At 58.1% G+C, this 16,457-nt stretch carries 16 protein-coding genes and 2 pseudogenes; 7 read left to right on the top strand and 11 right to left on the bottom strand.

Annotated features, from left to right (window positions below; all coding sequences use genetic code 11):
• Window positions 1-354: 354 nt before the first annotated feature.
• Window positions 355-1,707 (bottom strand): GntP family permease, encoded by a 1,353-nt coding sequence (locus AC07VR_RS02380; protein WP_495010367.1) that lies wholly within the window; start codon window positions 1,705-1,707, stop codon window positions 355-357.
• Window positions 1,708-1,791: 84 nt separating this feature from the next.
• Window positions 1,792-2,325 (bottom strand): gluconokinase, encoded by a 534-nt coding sequence (locus AC07VR_RS02375; RefSeq protein ID WP_494992692.1) that lies wholly within the window; start codon window positions 2,323-2,325, stop codon window positions 1,792-1,794.
• A 213-nt stretch (window positions 2,326-2,538) separates the two neighbouring features.
• Between AC07VR_RS02375 and gntR the strand changes: the two genes are divergently transcribed.
• From gntR to AC07VR_RS02355, 4 genes are all read left to right on the top strand, one after another.
• Complete coding sequence (gntR, locus tag AC07VR_RS02370) at window positions 2,539-3,570, top strand: HTH-type transcriptional regulator GntR (protein WP_494992691.1); 1,032 nt, start codon at window positions 2,539-2,541, stop codon at window positions 3,568-3,570.
• 140 nt (window positions 3,571-3,710) lie between these two features.
• Window positions 3,711-4,343 (top strand): glutathione S-transferase family protein, encoded by a 633-nt coding sequence (locus tag AC07VR_RS02365; RefSeq protein WP_495010366.1) that lies wholly within the window; start codon window positions 3,711-3,713, stop codon window positions 4,341-4,343.
• A gap of 47 nt (window positions 4,344-4,390) precedes the next feature.
• The gene (locus AC07VR_RS02360) at window positions 4,391-5,128 is read left to right on the top strand and encodes an NAD-dependent epimerase/dehydratase family protein (RefSeq protein ID WP_495010365.1); all 738 of its coding nucleotides are present in this window, start codon (window positions 4,391-4,393) and stop codon (window positions 5,126-5,128) included.
• Between the two features lie 207 nt (window positions 5,129-5,335).
• Window positions 5,336-5,845, top strand: coding sequence for a hypothetical protein (locus tag AC07VR_RS02355; protein WP_495010364.1), 510 nt, complete (start codon window positions 5,336-5,338; stop codon window positions 5,843-5,845).
• A gap of 75 nt (window positions 5,846-5,920) precedes the next feature.
• Here the strand turns inward: AC07VR_RS02355 and AC07VR_RS02350 are convergent.
• The 3 genes and pseudogenes from AC07VR_RS02350 to AC07VR_RS02340 form a co-directional block, all read right to left on the bottom strand.
• A pseudogene (locus AC07VR_RS02350) lies at window positions 5,921-6,349 on the bottom strand (methyl-accepting chemotaxis protein); the annotation flags it as partial.
• Between the two features lie 123 nt (window positions 6,350-6,472).
• Window positions 6,473-7,135: pseudogene (locus AC07VR_RS02345) on the bottom strand (PAS domain-containing protein); the annotation flags it as partial.
• 540 nt (window positions 7,136-7,675) lie between these two features.
• On the bottom strand, window positions 7,676-8,542 hold the full coding sequence (locus tag AC07VR_RS02340; RefSeq protein ID WP_495010363.1) for a LysR family transcriptional regulator: 867 nt from the start codon (window positions 8,540-8,542) through the stop codon (window positions 7,676-7,678).
• Window positions 8,543-8,641: 99 nt separating this feature from the next.
• Between AC07VR_RS02340 and gstA the strand changes: the two genes are divergently transcribed.
• A complete protein-coding gene (gene gstA / locus AC07VR_RS02335) occupies window positions 8,642-9,244 on the top strand; it encodes a glutathione transferase GstA (RefSeq protein WP_495010362.1) in 603 nt (200 codons plus the stop codon).
• Window positions 9,245-9,504: 260 nt separating this feature from the next.
• Here the strand turns inward: gstA and AC07VR_RS02330 are convergent, their stop codons facing one another.
• From AC07VR_RS02330 to AC07VR_RS02315, 4 genes are all read right to left on the bottom strand, one after another.
• A complete protein-coding gene (locus tag AC07VR_RS02330) occupies window positions 9,505-10,518 on the bottom strand; it encodes an ABC transporter substrate-binding protein (protein WP_495010361.1) in 1,014 nt (337 codons plus the stop codon).
• On the bottom strand, window positions 10,515-11,078 hold the full coding sequence (locus tag AC07VR_RS02325; RefSeq protein WP_495010360.1) for a sigma-70 family RNA polymerase sigma factor: 564 nt from the start codon (window positions 11,076-11,078) through the stop codon (window positions 10,515-10,517). Before AC07VR_RS02325 ends, AC07VR_RS02330 begins: the two co-directional genes overlap by 4 nt.
• A gap of 282 nt (window positions 11,079-11,360) precedes the next feature.
• A complete protein-coding gene (locus tag AC07VR_RS02320; RefSeq protein WP_495010359.1) occupies window positions 11,361-12,152 on the bottom strand; it encodes a phosphate/phosphite/phosphonate ABC transporter substrate-binding protein in 792 nt (263 codons plus the stop codon).
• Between the two features lie 192 nt (window positions 12,153-12,344).
• Entirely contained in the window at window positions 12,345-13,286 is a 942-nt protein-coding gene (locus AC07VR_RS02315) for a fatty acid desaturase (RefSeq protein ID WP_495010358.1), read from the bottom strand.
• Window positions 13,287-13,678: 392 nt separating this feature from the next.
• On the opposite strand from AC07VR_RS02315, the gene AC07VR_RS02310 reads away from it, so the two are divergent.
• The gene (locus tag AC07VR_RS02310; RefSeq protein WP_495010357.1) at window positions 13,679-14,128 is read left to right on the top strand and encodes a GNAT family N-acetyltransferase; all 450 of its coding nucleotides are present in this window, start codon (window positions 13,679-13,681) and stop codon (window positions 14,126-14,128) included.
• Between the two features lie 55 nt (window positions 14,129-14,183).
• Here the strand turns inward: AC07VR_RS02310 and def are convergent, their stop codons facing one another.
• Window positions 14,184-14,723 carry a peptide deformylase gene (def, locus tag AC07VR_RS02305; protein ID WP_494992680.1) on the bottom strand — a complete coding sequence of 180 codons (540 nt, stop codon included), beginning with the start codon at window positions 14,721-14,723 and terminating at the stop codon, window positions 14,184-14,186.
• A gap of 2 nt (window positions 14,724-14,725) precedes the next feature.
• Window positions 14,726-15,670 carry a YihY/virulence factor BrkB family protein gene (locus tag AC07VR_RS02300; RefSeq protein WP_494992679.1) on the bottom strand — a complete coding sequence of 315 codons (945 nt, stop codon included), beginning with the start codon at window positions 15,668-15,670 and terminating at the stop codon, window positions 14,726-14,728.
• A gap of 343 nt (window positions 15,671-16,013) precedes the next feature.
• Here AC07VR_RS02300 and AC07VR_RS02295 point away from each other — a divergent pair, with 343 nt between their 5' ends.
• Window positions 16,014-16,391 carry a hypothetical protein gene (locus tag AC07VR_RS02295; protein WP_494992678.1) on the top strand — a complete coding sequence of 126 codons (378 nt, stop codon included), beginning with the start codon at window positions 16,014-16,016 and terminating at the stop codon, window positions 16,389-16,391.
• Window positions 16,392-16,457: the final 66 nt, after the last annotated feature.

The raw sequence follows: 16,457 nt of genomic DNA, 5'->3' as shown, positions 1-16,457 counted from the left end.
GAGGGAGGTGAATGGCTTCATGTGATCGGGCTCTCTAATTGTTAGGGGTGAAGCAGGGCGCTGCCGCAACGTCGGGTTGCGGACAAAAGTGTCGAACTGAAGGAACGAGCGGGCTGGATCAGCCGGAGTTGGCAGGGCGCTGGGTCATGGGGTCGAACCTGTTGTTATTGGTTTATGTCGGTGCGGTGGATGAAATGCCGGCAGGTGAAGGCGATGGTTCGTCGCCTGGATGACCTTCAGGAAATGCTGCAGATGGAGCGTAATCGTCTCGCCGTGTCCGACGTCGGGCCAACCATTTGACCCGAAACTTGCGCTTGCCCGGTGAGGGTTAAGACGGTATCTACGGGTGTTCGGTCAGACCACCAACGACAGCAGCATGATGAAGATCAGCGCCACGATGGACAGGATGGTCTCCATCGCCGTCCAGGTCTTGAAGGTTTCGGCGACGGTCATGTTGAAGTACTGCTTCACCAGCCAGAAACCCGCATCGTTGACGTGAGACAGAATCAACGAGCCCGCCCCCGTTGCCAGCACCAGCAATTCACGATTGACGCCCGGAATCATCCCCACCACTGGCACCACAATGCCTGCACCGGTAATGGTCGCGACGGTGGCTGAACCTGTAGCGACGCGAATCACCGCAGCCACCAGCCACGCCAGCAAAATCGGCGAGATCTGCGCATTCACCGCCATATGGCCGATCACATCGCCCACACCGCTGGTCACCAGCATCTGCTTGAAGCCACCGCCAGCACCAATGATCAGAATGATCGCTGCGGTCGGCGCGAGGCTGGCGTCGAGCAGTTTGAGTATTCTCTTCGAATCGAAACCGCGCTTGTAGCCGAAGGTATACAGCGACAGCAGCAAGGCCAGCAGCAAGGCAGCGATCGGGTGGCCGATCATGTCCATCCAGTTGCGTACGCCGTGACCTTCGGGCAGCGCCACATCGGCAAAGGTCTTGAGCAACATCAGGAACACCGGCAGCAGCACGGTGATCAGGGTGATGCCGAAGCTTGGCAGCGTGGAGGCTTCCGGCTCATGGGCCAGTTGATCCACCAGCTGCTGATTCGGGTGGCCCGGGATGTATTTGGAGATAAAGGAGCCGTACAGGGGGCCGGCAATGATGGCGGTCGGCAGAGCGACGATCAGGCCGTAGAGAATGGTTTTGCCAATGTCTGCGCCAAACACGCCGATGGCCAGCAACGGACCCGGGTGCGGCGGTACCAGACCGTGAACCACGGACAGCCCCGCCAGCAGCGGGATACCAATCTTGATCATCGACACGCCGGTACGCCGGGCAACGATGAACACCAGCGGAATCAGCAGCACAAAGCCGATTTCGAAGAACAACGGAATACCGACCAGAAAGGCCGCGCACATCATTGCCCATTGCACGCGTTCCTTGCCGAATGCCTGAATCAGAGTACGGGCGATCTGATCCGCCCCACCCGACTCGGCCATCATTTTGCCGAGCATGGTGCCCAGCGCCAGGATGATGCCGACGAAACCGAGAACGCCGCCGAAGCCGTCCTGGAATGCCTTGATGATTTTGTCCACCGGCATGCCCGAGGTCAGCCCGAGGAAGCCGGCAGCAATGATCAGCGCAATGAACGGATGCAGCTTGAACCGGGTGATCAATACGATCAGACCGATGATGGTGACCACTGCATCGAGCAGCAGATAGGTCTCGTGGGACATGCCAAACATGGGGTAACTCCTGTTTGTTGTTTTTATTAAAACGGTTTTTAAACGACTGCCGACTAGGACAGCGCTATCTTTTCGAGCCAGGCATCAGTCGATGGATTCCAGGCCACGCTGGAGCCACCAGGCATAGGCATGCTCGGCCAGGTAATCGACATTTTGCGTGGAGGCATCCAGGGCCAGGGTCAACGGTTCGCCGACAGGCGATTCGAGGGTGGCGAACTGGCTGTCGATCAGGGTCGAGGGCATGAAATGACCGGGGCGATGGGAGACCCGTTGCTCTGCGACCTCAGGGGTCAGCTCGAGAAAAACGAAACCCAGGCCCGGCACGGCGCTACGCAACCGTTCGCGATAACGCAATTTAAGGGCCGAGCAGGTCAGTACCGGACGCTGACCTGCAGCGACGGCGCGGCGCAGCTCATCGCACAGACTGTCGAGCCAGCCGGCACGGTCTTCGTCTGTCAGGGGAATGCCTGCGCTCATTTTTTCGATGTTGGCGGCAGGGTGGAAACTGTCACCTTCAATGGCCGTAGCGCCGCTGAGTCGGCACAAGGCCTCGCTGACGCACGTTTTGCCGCAGCCGGCGACGCCCATGATGACCAGGGCGGTGATGGGTTGACTCATGTAACACCTCAGCGCGCAGACAGCGCTACCTTTGCAAGTAAAACTCTAGTGCAAAAATAGATTCTACCGACGCCTTCTTGTATTTTTATGGGTTGCAGCATGTGCTGTATCGACGCTGGGAGAGTGGGATCAGGCAAGCCACACTCAAGCATTTGCAGCGGCATCGAGACAGCGCTACCTTAGTGCCTTGAATTTTGTTTGGCAAGCCGTCCGATGACCTCCTCCAAAAACGATAAAAATACCCGCACCACGGGACGCCCGACCCTCAACGAAGTCGCGCGCCTGGCCGGCGTCAGTCCGATCACTGCTTCCAGAGCGTTGCGCGGCGTCAGCAGCGTGGCCACCGAACTGGTGGAAAAGGTCCAGCAGGCCGCGCTCGAGCTGAACTACGTGGTCAACCCCGCCGCCCGCGCCCTGGCCTCGGCGCAGAGCCATTCGGTGGTCGTTTTGGTGCCGTCGCTGTCCAACCTGCTGTTCATCGAAACTCTGGAAGCCATTCACACCGTCTTGCGGCCCAAAGGCTTCGAAGTGTTGATCGGCAACTACCACTACTCGCGCGACGAAGAAGAAAACCTGCTGCGCAATTACATGGCCTACCAACCGCGCGGCCTTTTGCTGACAGGGTTTGATCGCACCGAAAGCGCCCGGCGGATGATCGAGGCGAGCAACGTTCCCTGTGTCTACATGATGGACCTGGACCCCGGTGCCGGGCTCAACTGCGTCGGTTTCTCGCAACTGAGCGCCGGCGAGACCGCGGCCGAGCATTTGATTTCACGCGGTCGCAGACGGCTGGCCTACATCGGCGCGCAACTCGACCAACGCACCCTGCTGCGTGGCGAAGGCTTCCGCCGTGCGCTGCAAAAAGCCGGTTTGTATGACCCCGACCTGGAAATCCTGACCCCGCGCCCGTCGTCGGTCGGTCTGGGTGGCGAGTTATTTCTGCAATTGATGGCCAGCCATCCGCAGGTCGACGCGATCTTCTTCGGCAACGATGACCTGGCCCACGGCGCCCTGCTCGAAGCCATGCGCTGCGGCATCAAAATCCCGCAGCAAGTGGCGGTCCTCGGCTTCAACGACCTGCCCGCCTCGGCTCACATGGTGCCGCGCCTGAGTAGCATCAGCACCCCGCGAGAAGCCATTGGCCGCCGCGCCGCCGAGCAGATGCTGACCCTGATGGCTGGCAATACCGTGGCCAAACCGGTGCAGGACATGGGGTTTGAGTTGATGGTACGCGAGAGTACTTAGCGGCACGGTCGGCGACACGGTTCAAGAAATTTGCCGTGCCTGCCGTTTCAGCATCAGAACCCAGGTGAATATCTACGGTTACCCCCTTCCCGAAAACTGCTAGATTCCCTAGGCTAAATCACCACAGGCAGGGAAGCTCAATGGGAACCGCACTCAGAATTCTAGGTAAAGCCTCTTCGATCAACGTCCGAAAAGTCTTGTGGACCTGCCATGAGCTGGGCTTGACCTACGAACGCGAAGACTGGGGCAGCGGCTTTGCCTCGACCCACACGCCGGAGTTTCTCCAGCTCAATCCCAATGCCCAGGTGCCGGTCATCGTCGACGAGGCAGGCGTGCTTTGGGAGTCCAACACCATCTGCCGATACCTCGTCGGCAAACAACGGAACACCGACCTGTTGCCGATCGAACCCGCTGCGCGGGCGCGCGTCGAACAATGGATGGATTGGCAAGCCACCGAGCTCAATCCATCCTGGAGCTATGCCTTCGTCGCTCTAGTGCGACAAAACCCGGACTTCCAGGATCCGCAGCGAATCGCCGCAGGCGTTCGCGGCTGGAACGAGAAAATGGGCATTCTCGAGCAACGGCTGACCGTGACCGGCGCCTATGTGGCCGGTCCTGAGTTTACGCTGGCTGATATCGGCATCGGCTTGTCGGTCAACCGCTGGTTGATGACGCCAATGGAGCGTGCGAACTATCCGGCGGTGATCGACTACTACGAAAAACTCAGCGCGCGCTCAGGTTTCCGCGAGCACGGCCGTAATGGCCTGCCTTGAGCACAAAGCCGTTCAACCACGCCGATAACTCATACAAGGTGGCATCCATGAAAGGACTCAACGTACTGCTGACAGGCGCCTGCGGCAGGATCGGCAAGACATTTTTCGAAGCTTCGCAGGACCGTTATAACTTCACCCTCACAGATCGCGTTGCTCCAGACTTCGCGATCGGTGCCCATCGATTCGTGAGCCTGGAGCTGACAGACAAAGAAGCCCTCATTTCGGTGCTCGAAGGCATCGATGTGATCGTTCACCTGGCCGGCATTCCCCACGCCAGCGCATCCTTCGATGAACTGCTGCCCAACAATATCCTGGCCATCACCTACCTGTTTGAAGCCGCCGTGGCGGCGGGCTGCAAGCGCCTGATCTTCGCCAGCAGCGCGCAGACCATCGAAGGCTACCCGGTGGACCGACAGATCACGCCGGGCATGCAAGTCATGCCGGCCAACCTGTATGGCGTGAGCAAATGTTATGGCGAAGCCTTGTGCGCCTTTTACGCCGCCAAACACGACCTTTCGACCATCGCCCTGCGCATCGGTGCTTTTGAGTTCCCGGATCGCCACGAACTGACCAACGCCCGTGACCTGAGCGCCTGGCTCAGCCCAAGAGACGCCGTGCAATTGTTGCAACGCTCGGTAGACGTCGAAGGGGTAAGGCACCTGATCGCCCACGGTATTTCCAACAACCGCTTCAAGCGTCTGGACCTGAGCGAAACCACCCGGGTATTGGGCTATCAGCCGGTGGACGACGCGTTCCAGATGTTTGATTTGCCGATTGAGTATTAAATGTTCTGCCGTTAGGCCGCTTCGCCGCCCGAGCTTCCGGCTGTGGTTTTTTGTCTAGAAAAGCGGTCAAAAGTGGCAAGGTTTGGCCGCTCTGTGTTCCCCCTTGGCAGGCATGATGCTGCCATCCCCCGCAAAATCGGGGCATGGCCGTATCGGCATGCAACTTGCTCATAACCTGTCGATAGCAATCATTCAGGTGCTCGAATCATGTTGGTCAACGCACAAAAAGCTTCGATCGTTCAGCCTACCCACCGGTCCGATATGGACCCGACCACGGCTGCCGCCAGCGCGCTCTACAGCGGTTTGATGCAGAACGCACAAAATGCCACGAACAGTCAGACGTCCAGCGCAACGCAACAAACCAGTAACACGGTGAGCGACAATGTCGACGCTGCGTTCGCCAAAACCCGCGTACTGCTGCAAAGCACTGCGCCGGCCACCAGCACACCGAATGCGACGACCGCCACGGACAGTACGGCGAGTACCGATTTCAAGAATTACATGAGCAAAACCCCTGAGCAGCAGATGCGCGACAGCATTCTGAAAGAAATGGGGATTACCGAGAACGACTTGAAAAACATGTCGCCTGAAAAACAATTGGCGATCGGCAAGGAAATTGCCCAACGCGTCGAAGACAAGATGAAGGTGGCACAGGTCGAGAAAGGCAACAGCACCACCGACAAACAAGTGGCCGACACGTTTCTGGCTGCGCTTTAAGTCGTCTCGAACTGAAAAGGGTTCCCTTTCAGGCGGCGACGCCTGGAAGGGAACCCTTTTCAATGGCTGAACGGTTTAACTGATCTGCAGTGTCGAGTTGAACTGACTGATCGCATCCACCACGTGCCGCGAGCCTTGCTGGATTTCCAGAATCGCTTCGCCAGCCTCATTGGCCAGTTCCACGCCGAGCCCGGTACGGCTCAAACTCGATTGCATGCTCGAGACCGCGTTCAGTGACAGGTCATGGTTCTTGCGCACCACCTCGACGATCTCCAGGGTCGCCTGACTGGTGCGTGCAGCCAGGCTGCGCACCTCATCGGCGACCACCGCGAAACCTCGTCCATGTTCCCCTGCCCGCGCCGCCTCGATGGCCGCGTTCAGGGCCAGCAGGTTGGTCTGATCGGCAATCCCGCGAATGGTCTGAACGATGCTGCCGATGATCTCGGATTGTTTACTCACCGCGTCGATACTGAGGGCGGCTTCGTTGAGGTCCCTGGAGATTTCTTCGATGATCTGAACCGTCTGCTGCACCACCTGCGAGCCCTTCCGGGCACAGGCATCGTTCTGAACGGAGGTGCTATGAGCGGATTCGGCAGCGGTCTGCAAAGTGGTCATCTGCCCGGTAATATCACTGGCGAACTTGACCACTTTGCACAAGCGCCCCTTGGCGTCGAAAATCGGGTTGTACGAGGCTTCAAGAAATACCGTGTGGCCATACTTGTCGACCCGTTCGAAGCGATGGGAGTGATATTCGCCGCGATTGAGCGAGGCCCAGAATGCTCTGTAGTTCTGTGACTCACTTTCGGCCCGCTGACAGAACAGACTGTGATGCTGGCCGACCACCTCGCCGAGCGAGTAGTGCATGGTTTTCAGGAAGTTCTCGTTTGCATGAATGACCCGGCCTTCCGGGGTGAATTCAATCACCGCCATGGAGCGGCCAATGGCATCGATCAGGTTCTGATTTTCGTGCTCCCTTTGGGCCCGCGCGCAAATATCCGACGCCACTTTGATCACACTTTTCACTTGCCGGTCGGGGCCCAGGATCGGCAGGTAACTGGCCTCGAGCCAGATCTCTTTACCGCTCTTGCTCAACCGTAAAAAAGTGCCAGTGATCGGCTCACCACGGCCCAGGTCGCGCCAGAGCCTGGCGTAGGCTTCGCTGCGATAGAACTCTTCTTCGCAGAAGATCCGGTGATGTTTGCCGCGAACTTCCTCGACGGTATAACCCATGACGTTACAGAAGTTTTCGTTGGCATCGAGCACGATACCGTCAGGAGCGAACTCGATCATTGCCATCGAACGACTGACCGCTGCCAACTTGGCATTCGCCTCGTTCAGCGCGCAGGTAAATCGTTCAATTTCAAGCAGGTCAGCCTTGCGATGTAAATTAAACATGGTGGTATCACCTTCAGCGCTGTCTTTTGATTGACGGAAGTTCCAAGTCTTTCACTGAACCCACTACAACTTTCCACAGAACACGCAAACGTATCCCTGAAGGAGGGATAAGTGTCAGGTGATAAATGATGTTTAATCGGAGTGTCCGTACGGCAACGCTCTTATCAAGCCATCCTTTTCTTGACGGCCCGGTGTCGGGCCCAACCTAACGTTGACAAGTAATTCCATTTAAAAAACATTCCTTTTAACAAGGGTGCCTTGAGTTGCGCACTCTTGACGCTAGATCACGGTTGCAGCCTGAGGAACCCTTCACATAGCGGTCGACATGATTTGTCACGGCTGAGCATAGACAGCTACTGAACGGATGCAAGGCCACTAATGTGCCATCATTCAAATTCTTTCCGACATCGAAGTCGCTGACTGAATTCATGACCGCTAGTGCAGCATCTCCAACAACGCTTGCACCGCCGCTGACGGTTCCCTGTCCTGCGACACCGCCAGCGCGAACTCTCGATAAACCGGTAGGGTCAACGGGACGACGCGCAGCCCCTTGCGATCATCTGGCAGGGTCATTTCCGGCACCAGCGTCACACCGACATTTTCCCGCACCAGCGTGAACGCACTGCTCCACTCGCGCACTTCAACCCGTACGTCGAGCAGCTCCAGACCGGCATCCGCCGCCAGGCTGCGAGCGTTGACCGAACAGCCACCGGTGGCGAGCACGAAAGGCTGCGCGGTCAACTCTGCCAACGATACGCCGGCCTCATGCGGGCGCCGCGCCAGGGGATGGCTGATGGGCAATACGGCAACCCAGCTATCGCGTCCCAACAACCCGGCGCTACGTTCAGCAGGCGGATTCAACACCACCCCCACGTCCACCAGCCCGGTACTGAGCAGGGCTTCGACCTCGTCATCACTGACCTCCAGCGCCACCACCTGAATACCGGGGTAAAGCTGATTGAACTGGCGCAGCAACGGCGGCAGGAAGGTGGCCAGAACCATGGGAAAACTGGCCAGGCGGATCGTGCCGCGCTGGATGTCTTTCGCGGCATCAACAGTGGTACGAATGGTCTCCAGCGCCGAGAGCATCAACCGCGCTTGCTCGATCACTTGCAGACCAATCGCAGTCGGCCGGGCCTGGCGGTTTTCCCGGGTGAACAACTGCACCCCGAGCATGTCTTCGAGCAACGCCAGTGCCTGGCTGGCGCCGGACTGGGTCATGCCGACGCGCTCGGCGGCGCGGGTGATATTGCCGGCATCCGCCACCGCCACCAGCATGCGCCAATGCATCAGATTCATCATGGCAGTAGCTGTCCTTATGGCTGCATTCTGAAAGAGTCATTTTACGAATGATGGCAACGACTATGACACTGATCAAAACCGTCCAGAAGAGTCCTCTCCATGAAGTTGTATTTCTCACCCCAGGCCTGCTCGTTGGCGCCACACATTGTCCTGCGTGAACTGGATCAACCGTTCGAACTGATCCGCGTCGACAACACCACCAAGAAGACCGCCGACGGTGCCGACTTTCTCGCCATCAACCCCAAAGGTTACGTCGCGGCGTTACAGCTGGATAACGCACAGGTACTGACCGAAGGCCCGGCCATCCTGCAATACCTCGCCGACCTCAAGCCACAGACCGGCCTGGCACCCGCTAACGGAACGTGGGAAAGAGTGCGCTTGCAGGAATGGTTGAACTTCGTCTCCAGCGAGATCCATGGCGGGTTGGGCCTGTTGTTCAACAACTCGATTCCCGATCAAGTGAAGGCGATCTTGCGGGAGAAACTGTTCAAGCGTTTCGCCGTGCTGACCCAAGCGCTGGCACAACAGGATTACCTGCTCGGCGAGCAGTTCAGCGTCGCCGATGCGTACCTGTTCAGCGTGCTGCGCTGGACGCGGCTCTTTGCCATCGACCTGGGGCGATGGCCGGCGCTGGAGCGCTTCCAGGCGCGGATTGATTCACGTCCGACAGTTAAAGCGGCGTTAGCCGCGGAGATGGCGTAAGCCTTTAGATTGATCGCGGGCAAGCCCTAATGTTGTTCAGTTAAGCGAATGTGGTCCACTGTAGGAGCGAGCTTGCTCGCGATGGTCGTTAACGATAACGCGTGTTTACTGGCTAAACGCGGCGCACTTAAGTCCATCGTCGGAACGCCGCCCGGAGCAAGCTCGCTCCTACAACTTCCTTAACTGAACAACATTAGGGCTTGCCCGCGAATGCGATGTCTCAGGCACCCTTGAAACATCAGGCAAATAATCGAATCCCTTTACAAACTCCCACTCACCCGTGTCGCCACCTCTGCAGGCACCCAGCCCTGCCAGACCTGCGGCTGATCCTTCAGAAACGCTGCGGCAACCTGTCTCGGTTGCTGACGTTTCTCGCTCATCTGGCCGAGGGTCTGGTTCAGCAGATCGATTGGCAGGTCGACTTTCTCGAAAAACGACACCAGGTCCGGGTATTGGGCTTTGAACGGCGCGGACACACCAATGGCCAGGTTGGCGGGCATCGAGCGAGTGCCCTTGGGGTGCGGGTTGTTGGCATCGGCCAGGGTTTTCCAGGCCTGGGCATCGAACGCCGGTTCTTCGAGTTTCACCAGTTTGAAGCGACCCAGCAGCGGCGTCGGCGACCAGTAGTAGAACAATACCGGTTTGCCGCGACGGATCGATGAGGCGACCTCGGCGTCCAGCGCCGCGCCGGAGCCGGTGCGGAAGTTGACGAAGCTATCACTCAGCTCGTAGGCCTTGAGTTTCTGGCTGTTGACGATCTCCGAGGTCCAACCGGTCGGGCTGTTGAGGAAGCGCCCGCGGGTCGGGTCCTCGGGGTCGCGGAATACATCTTTATAGCGCGCCAGATCGGCAACGGATTTCAGCTCCGGAGCCAAAGGTTTGATGCCCCGTTCCGGGTCGCCCTTGATCACGTATTCCGGGACCCACCAGCCCTCTGTGGCACCTTTGACGGTATCACCGAGGCCGAACACCTTGCCCTCCGATTGCGCCTTGATCCAGGCCGGACTGCGCCCGGCCCATTCTTCACCGATCACCTGAATATCGTTCCTGGCCAGCGCCGCTTCCAGGCTGACGGTACTGCCCGGCAGCGTGTCGGTCGGGTAGTCATAGCCCTTCTCGACGATCAAACGCAGGATCTCGGTGATCAGGCTGCCGCTTTCCCAAGTGATATCACCGAAATGGATCGGCACGGGTTTCTCGGCGGCAGGCGCCTGTTGCGCCAGCAGGCTCAGCGCCAGCAGCGAGCTGCCAAGCAGGGTTTTGATCGATCTCATGCGGACCTCTGTAGGGATGGTTGTCGAAGTAATGGCTGGTTGGCGCTAAGGTCGTTCGCGACATCCCAAGGCGCACAGGCGGCGCTTGAGCGGGTCATGTAATCACTCACCGAACGCTGGGAAATCCCGAGTTGCGCAGCGACCTGGGGATAAGTCAGCCCATTGACCCGCGCCAGCAAGAAAGCGGCACGGACCTTGGCCGGCAAGCGCTTGAGCTGATGGTCAATGCCGTGCAAGGCTTCGAGTACCTGCGCCAGATCCTGAGGCGACCCCCCTTGGGACTGTTCATCCTGCAAGGCATCGAGGTGATTGCGCTCCAGGTCGCGACGACGCCAGAACTGGTACATCAAGCGCTGGGCAATGGTGGTCAGCAGCGCCCGCGGCTGATGAATCGGGATCAGCCCCGGTGTGCTCAGGAGTTGGACGAAGGTGTCGGCGGCAATGTCTTCGGCATTGGCGCTGGAACCCAGATGGCGGCGCAATCGTGCGCACAGCCATTGGTAATGATTGCGGAACAATCCGCCCACGTATTCGCGGTGAGAAGTGTCGGCGCCGGACATGAAGGCTCCAATAGAAATGGTTGCGCTGTATGTCCGGTGTTCCGGTGACGCGATCCTATCAAGGAGCTTTATTCTTTAATAATACTTAAAAAGTATTTTTATATATCTTTATGGAATTTATAAGCATGGGATGTTTATCGCCTGATCCATCGTCATCGCGGGCAAGTCGGATCGCCGCCCGCTCGCTCCTACAGGTCGATCACACCATGATGGGGATTGGCGCTGCTTTTGTAGGAGCGAGCGGGCGGCGATCCGACTTGCCCGCGAAAAATCTCAAAACAATCAACGCAGGCGAGCCAGACCAAGCTCTTCAGCCTCTTGCTGATAGTCGAGAAGAACCTGGTAGTCGCCTTCAGATGCCGGCAACACTTCCCGCAACCCAAGGGTTTCAGCCACGTCGGGCAACTCCCGCAAAGTCAGATTCATCACTTCACGAATACGCTCGGCCTGTTCATCAGTCAGCCCTGCGACACCGATATACGGCAAGGTCGGGCTGAACGCACTGCGCGCCACCACCCGCAATCCCGAGACTTCTTCTTCGGCATAACGCGCCAGATAGGCAAAGGTGACACTGTCGATGGCCGCCAGATCAGCCTTGCGCTCACGCAACCAGCGCAGGCTCTCACGGTGGCTGCCGCTGACGGAGACATGGGAGAAAAACCGGCCGTCCTGTTGCAGCGGTGCAAGCCGGTGGCGCAGCAGGTTCATGCCGCTGTTGGAGTCCTCGCCATTGATCACGCCATGACTGCCAAACAGCTCCGGCAAGGTCTGGCGCGGCTCATCGGCACGGGTCAGCAGCAGGCTGCAATGGTTGCCGCAGCAGCTGTCCGGCAGGTCAAAGCAAGGTCGGCCAATAACCCGAACCCGCCCGCGCAGAGCAGTCATCAGCGGATAACCACAGGTTTGGGTCAACAGCAATTGCGGGGCGAGCCAGAGCTGCATCAGCTCCAGACCTTCGGCACTGCGACGGGCAACGCCGAGCCGTTCCAGAATACGGGTCAGCCATTGTTCGTTGGCCTGGCGCACCTGCTCGGGTGCGACGTACATCGGTAGTTCTGCGTAGCAGGTGGGCATTGTCAGGCTCCTATTTCCAATGCGGCACAGCATCCCGTAGCAGCTGCCGCCAGGCTGCGTCCGGCCGCGCAGCGGTCGCATATCGAACAGCTCGGTTTTTCTGAAAAATGCGATAGTCCATTTTACGACCGCTGCGCGGCCGAACGCAGGCTTCGCCAGCTGCTACGGGAGATTTGCGTCTCGCAATCAAAATCAATCAAACGGATGCTCCGGGCTGTCTACCGCCGCCAGCCCATGTCGACGAAACAGCTCACCATAACCTCGCACCAGAAATCCGCCACTGCGCGCCAACCATTGTGCGCGCCGGGCACGGTACACCCTGGGCAAGTAATACCAGGGCAACCCCGGCAGGTCGTGATGCACCAGATGCAGATTCAGATTGAGAAACAGCCAGGTCCAGGGCCACGCCGCTTCATTGATCACCGTGCGTTGCTCGGCTTGTGCATACGGACGGTGTTCATAGCAGGAACGGATCATCGCCACCGACAACGCCGGCACGCTGATCAGCAACAGGTAATGCCAGACCGGCACCACGCTGTAACGGGCGATAAAACCCAGCATCAGCAGGGTCAGCGCGCCATGGGTCAGCCACATCAGCCAAGCCTCTCGCTGGCCTCGACGCAAGCGCTGCAACTCTTCCCTCGCCAGCGCCAGCAATGCCAGCGGTGCTCCCAATAACAGACGACCGAGCACGGTCTTGTTCAGCCAGTGCAGGCTGCGCTCGAACTGCGAGCTGGCCTGCCATTGGTGTCGGCTCAGGTAACGGCTTTCCGGGTCGCGACCGGGCAACGTCAGGTCTTCGTCACGGTGGTGCAGCAAATGGCTGTCGCGGTACAGCGTGTAGGGATACCAAACCGCCAACGGCGCATAACCGAGAATTTTATTCAGCCAGGTAAAACGCGTTGGATGCCCATGCAACAGTTCGTGCTGCACCGACATCCACAGCACCACGATGGGAATCAGCAGCGCTGTGCTCAGCCACAACCCCAGCGCCGGGCTGGCCAGCAGCACGCCAAACCAGGCGCCGTAGACGCCAACCAGCAACAGCCAGGTCGGCCATTCCGTCCGCCCTGTCAGGCTAAGACGCAGGGTATCGATTTCTTTTTGTTGGGCGTGATCAAGATAATTGGACATGGCTTGGCTCAGAGCAGGGACCCAGCCAACAGACGAACGTCGGCTTCATCCCCTTCTGTGCATTAGCGCAGGGAAATCTTGTAGATCGATTGGTTATTTACTTAGAAGTGAAAGCGGAGCCCGATTGCCGGGCTCCGTTGAAGATGGCTCAGTGGCCGAACACGCCGACCTTCTTGGCTCTTTTGTCTGCGCGTTTTTCATCGGCGGTTTTTGCTGGTTTTTTCTTTGCTGCTTTCTTTGATTCCATGCCTTTGGCCATGATGCACGCTCCACTCATATGGGATGTAACATGAGGTATAACACCTATTGCGCAGCAGCGTTTTATTTCAGCGATTTATAATTTTTTACCCTTCTGCGCCCTTCATAGCTTTTCATAGACCTTATCTCAAACCATGCCAGACCTACATTTCAGCCTGCTTGCCGAGCCGCTGCGCCCTCTGCTGAACAAGTTCTATCGAACGCACAATTCGCCGATGCGCGCTGCCAGCGAAGGGCAATTATGGGTAGCCAGGCGGGGGGAAATCATCGCTGGGTTGTGCCTGACAGCGGTTGCCCAAGGGCATTGGTTGACCGGGTTGTTTGTCGATCCGGCAGGCCGGGGCCAAAGGATTGCCACGCAGTTGGTCGAACATGCCATGGCGCACGTTGATGGGCCGGTCTGGCTGTTCTGCCATCCGGATCTGCAACCGTTCTACGAGGGGCTGGGATTTTCCCTAGGTCCGCAGCTGCCGCAGTCCCTGACCGATCGTCTGGCTCGCTACGCTCGCAGCAAACCCCTGATCGCCATGGGTTGGTTCGGAGCCGGATCGACTGATGTTGTGCTTCGTCAATCCGGGGAATAGCCGAGATAAGCGTAGCGCCCATCGCGGGCAAGTCGGATCGCCGCACCGCTCGCTCCTACTCGTCCGCTGCAGGATCCATATCCGGGAACATCACCTCGATAAAACCAAACTTGCTGAAATCGCTGATCCGCGATGGGTACAACCGGCCGACCAGGTGATCGCATTCGTGTTGCACGACACGCGCATGGAAACCTGAGGCGATGCGCACGATCGGCTCACCCTTGGGGTCGAAACCTTCATAGCGAATCTGCTGATAACGTTCCACCGCACCGCGTAAACCCGGCACCGACAGACAGCCTTCGAAGCCTTCTTCGAGCATCGGACCCAAGGGTGTAATCAGCGGATTGATCAGAATGGTCTGCGGTACGGCTTCCGCCTCCGGATAGCGTTCACTGTGCTCGAAGCCGAAGATCACCAGTTGCAGGTCGACGCCAATCTGCGGCGCGGCCAGGCCAACGCCACCCACATGTTCCATGGTCTGGAACATGTCATCGATCAACTGCCAGAGTTCCGGGCTGTCGAACATCCCGGACGGCACCGGCGGGGCAATGCGCAGCAGGCGCTCATCACCCATTTTCAGAATTTCACGGATCATGTTCAGGCTTCGTCAGTGGTCGGCTTGAGCGAGTGATCCCGTCCCAATCCCGAAACGTGTTGTTTTTCGTCGTCCCCGTTGAAGTCCTTCTCGCCAGGTTGCTTGCCTTGGGTCGACATGTGATCGATCGTCGCGTTCATTTCCGCGCCGAGCAAGAGCACCGCCGCAGAAATATAGAAGTACAGCAGCAACACGATGATCGCACCGATACTGCCATACATGGCGTTGTAATCGGTGAAGGTTTTCACGTAATAGCCAAAACCCAGAGAGGCGATGATCCACACCACCACCGCCAGCACCGATCCCGGGGTGATCAAGCGGAATTTCTGTTTCACGTCCGGCATGGCGTAATACATCAATGCCACGGAGACCATCAGCAGCAAGACGACCAACGGCCAGCGCAGAATGGTCCAGATTGTGACGACAAAGTCCTCCATGCCGATTTGCCCCGCCAGCCAGCCCATCACTTTCGGGCCCATGACCATCAACGCGGCGGCGACCAGGAGCATCCCGGCGATGCCGATGGTGTAGAAAATCGACAGCGGGAAGCGCTTCCATATCGGGCGCCCTTCGACCACGTCGTAAGCGGCGTTCATGGCGCTCATCATCAGCCGCACGCCGGCGGACGCAGTCCACAGCGCGATCACGATACCCACCGAGAGCAGCCCGCCCTTGGATTGCTGGAGCTGGTCGATCACCGGGTTCACTTGTTCAAGGGCCTGGGGCGGCAGCACCAGTTCCGATTGCAGACGCAGCCAGGAGAAGAAGTCCGGCAGGTGCAGGAAACCGATCAGGGCGATGAGAAACAGCAGGAAGGGAAACATCGAGAACAGCATCTGATAGGCAAGTGCCGAAGCATAAGTCGACATCTCGTCGTTAATGAACTCCGTCACCGTGCGCATCATCACGCGATGCAGGGGCAAGCCTTTCAAATCCGGAAAAATCATAGCGTCTCCTTTCGCCGCATAAGGGTTGAAGTCGGTGGCGACTCAGAGGCCATTTTCTACATCAAAGTAGCTTAGTTGACCGCTTCGAAACAAATTCGTTGTTTGACCGCCAATGCCCGACACAAACATCGCCGGCGCTACTCAAGGTGTTTCTACCATTGGAAACAGAGACCAAGCGTCATGGCGTAAAGATTGACCCGCAGCCATTGCGCAGAGTTTCATCTGTTTTCATTACGTCATTTCATCGCCGCGCGCAGGTTTGGCTTTATGTTTACCCCTCAACCCCCGAGAATGCGCAACGTATTCAGGCCGTGGCGCTGAAGATCCAACCCGTAGGAATGTTATGAAACTCAATAAAGCGCAGGCCATTGCCCGCAGAAACCAGGAACTCGGCGGTGCCGTGCTGGGCGTCAATAACTGCCACTTCACCGAACTGAACCGCAACAAGAACATCTGGTGGTTCGATATTCCCCTCAGCCGCCTGGCCATCGGTCAGTACGAGTGGATTCACTTGTTGCTGCACACCCCAAGCACCGATCAGTTGCTGCACTTGAAAGTGCCGACGGTGTTCCTGCGCGAGAAAATGGAAGGCCTGGTGGTGCGCAACCAGGGCAAACGCAAATCTACCGTGAGCCTGGAGTTGAGCGCCGACAAGGACGCCTTCCTTGAAGACGTGCGCCCGGCCGGTACAGGCGTGAATTTCGCGAAGTTTTTGCTGTAACCGCCAAAGTTTCCAACGCCATACAAGCCACCGAAAAATCCGGAATCCGCCAAAGATTCCGGATTT

Source organism: Pseudomonas sp. GW821-FHT02H09 (assembly GCF_059421425.1).
The sequence above is the reverse complement of the archived record's forward strand: the minus strand, read 5'-3'. Positions and strand labels throughout refer to the sequence as shown.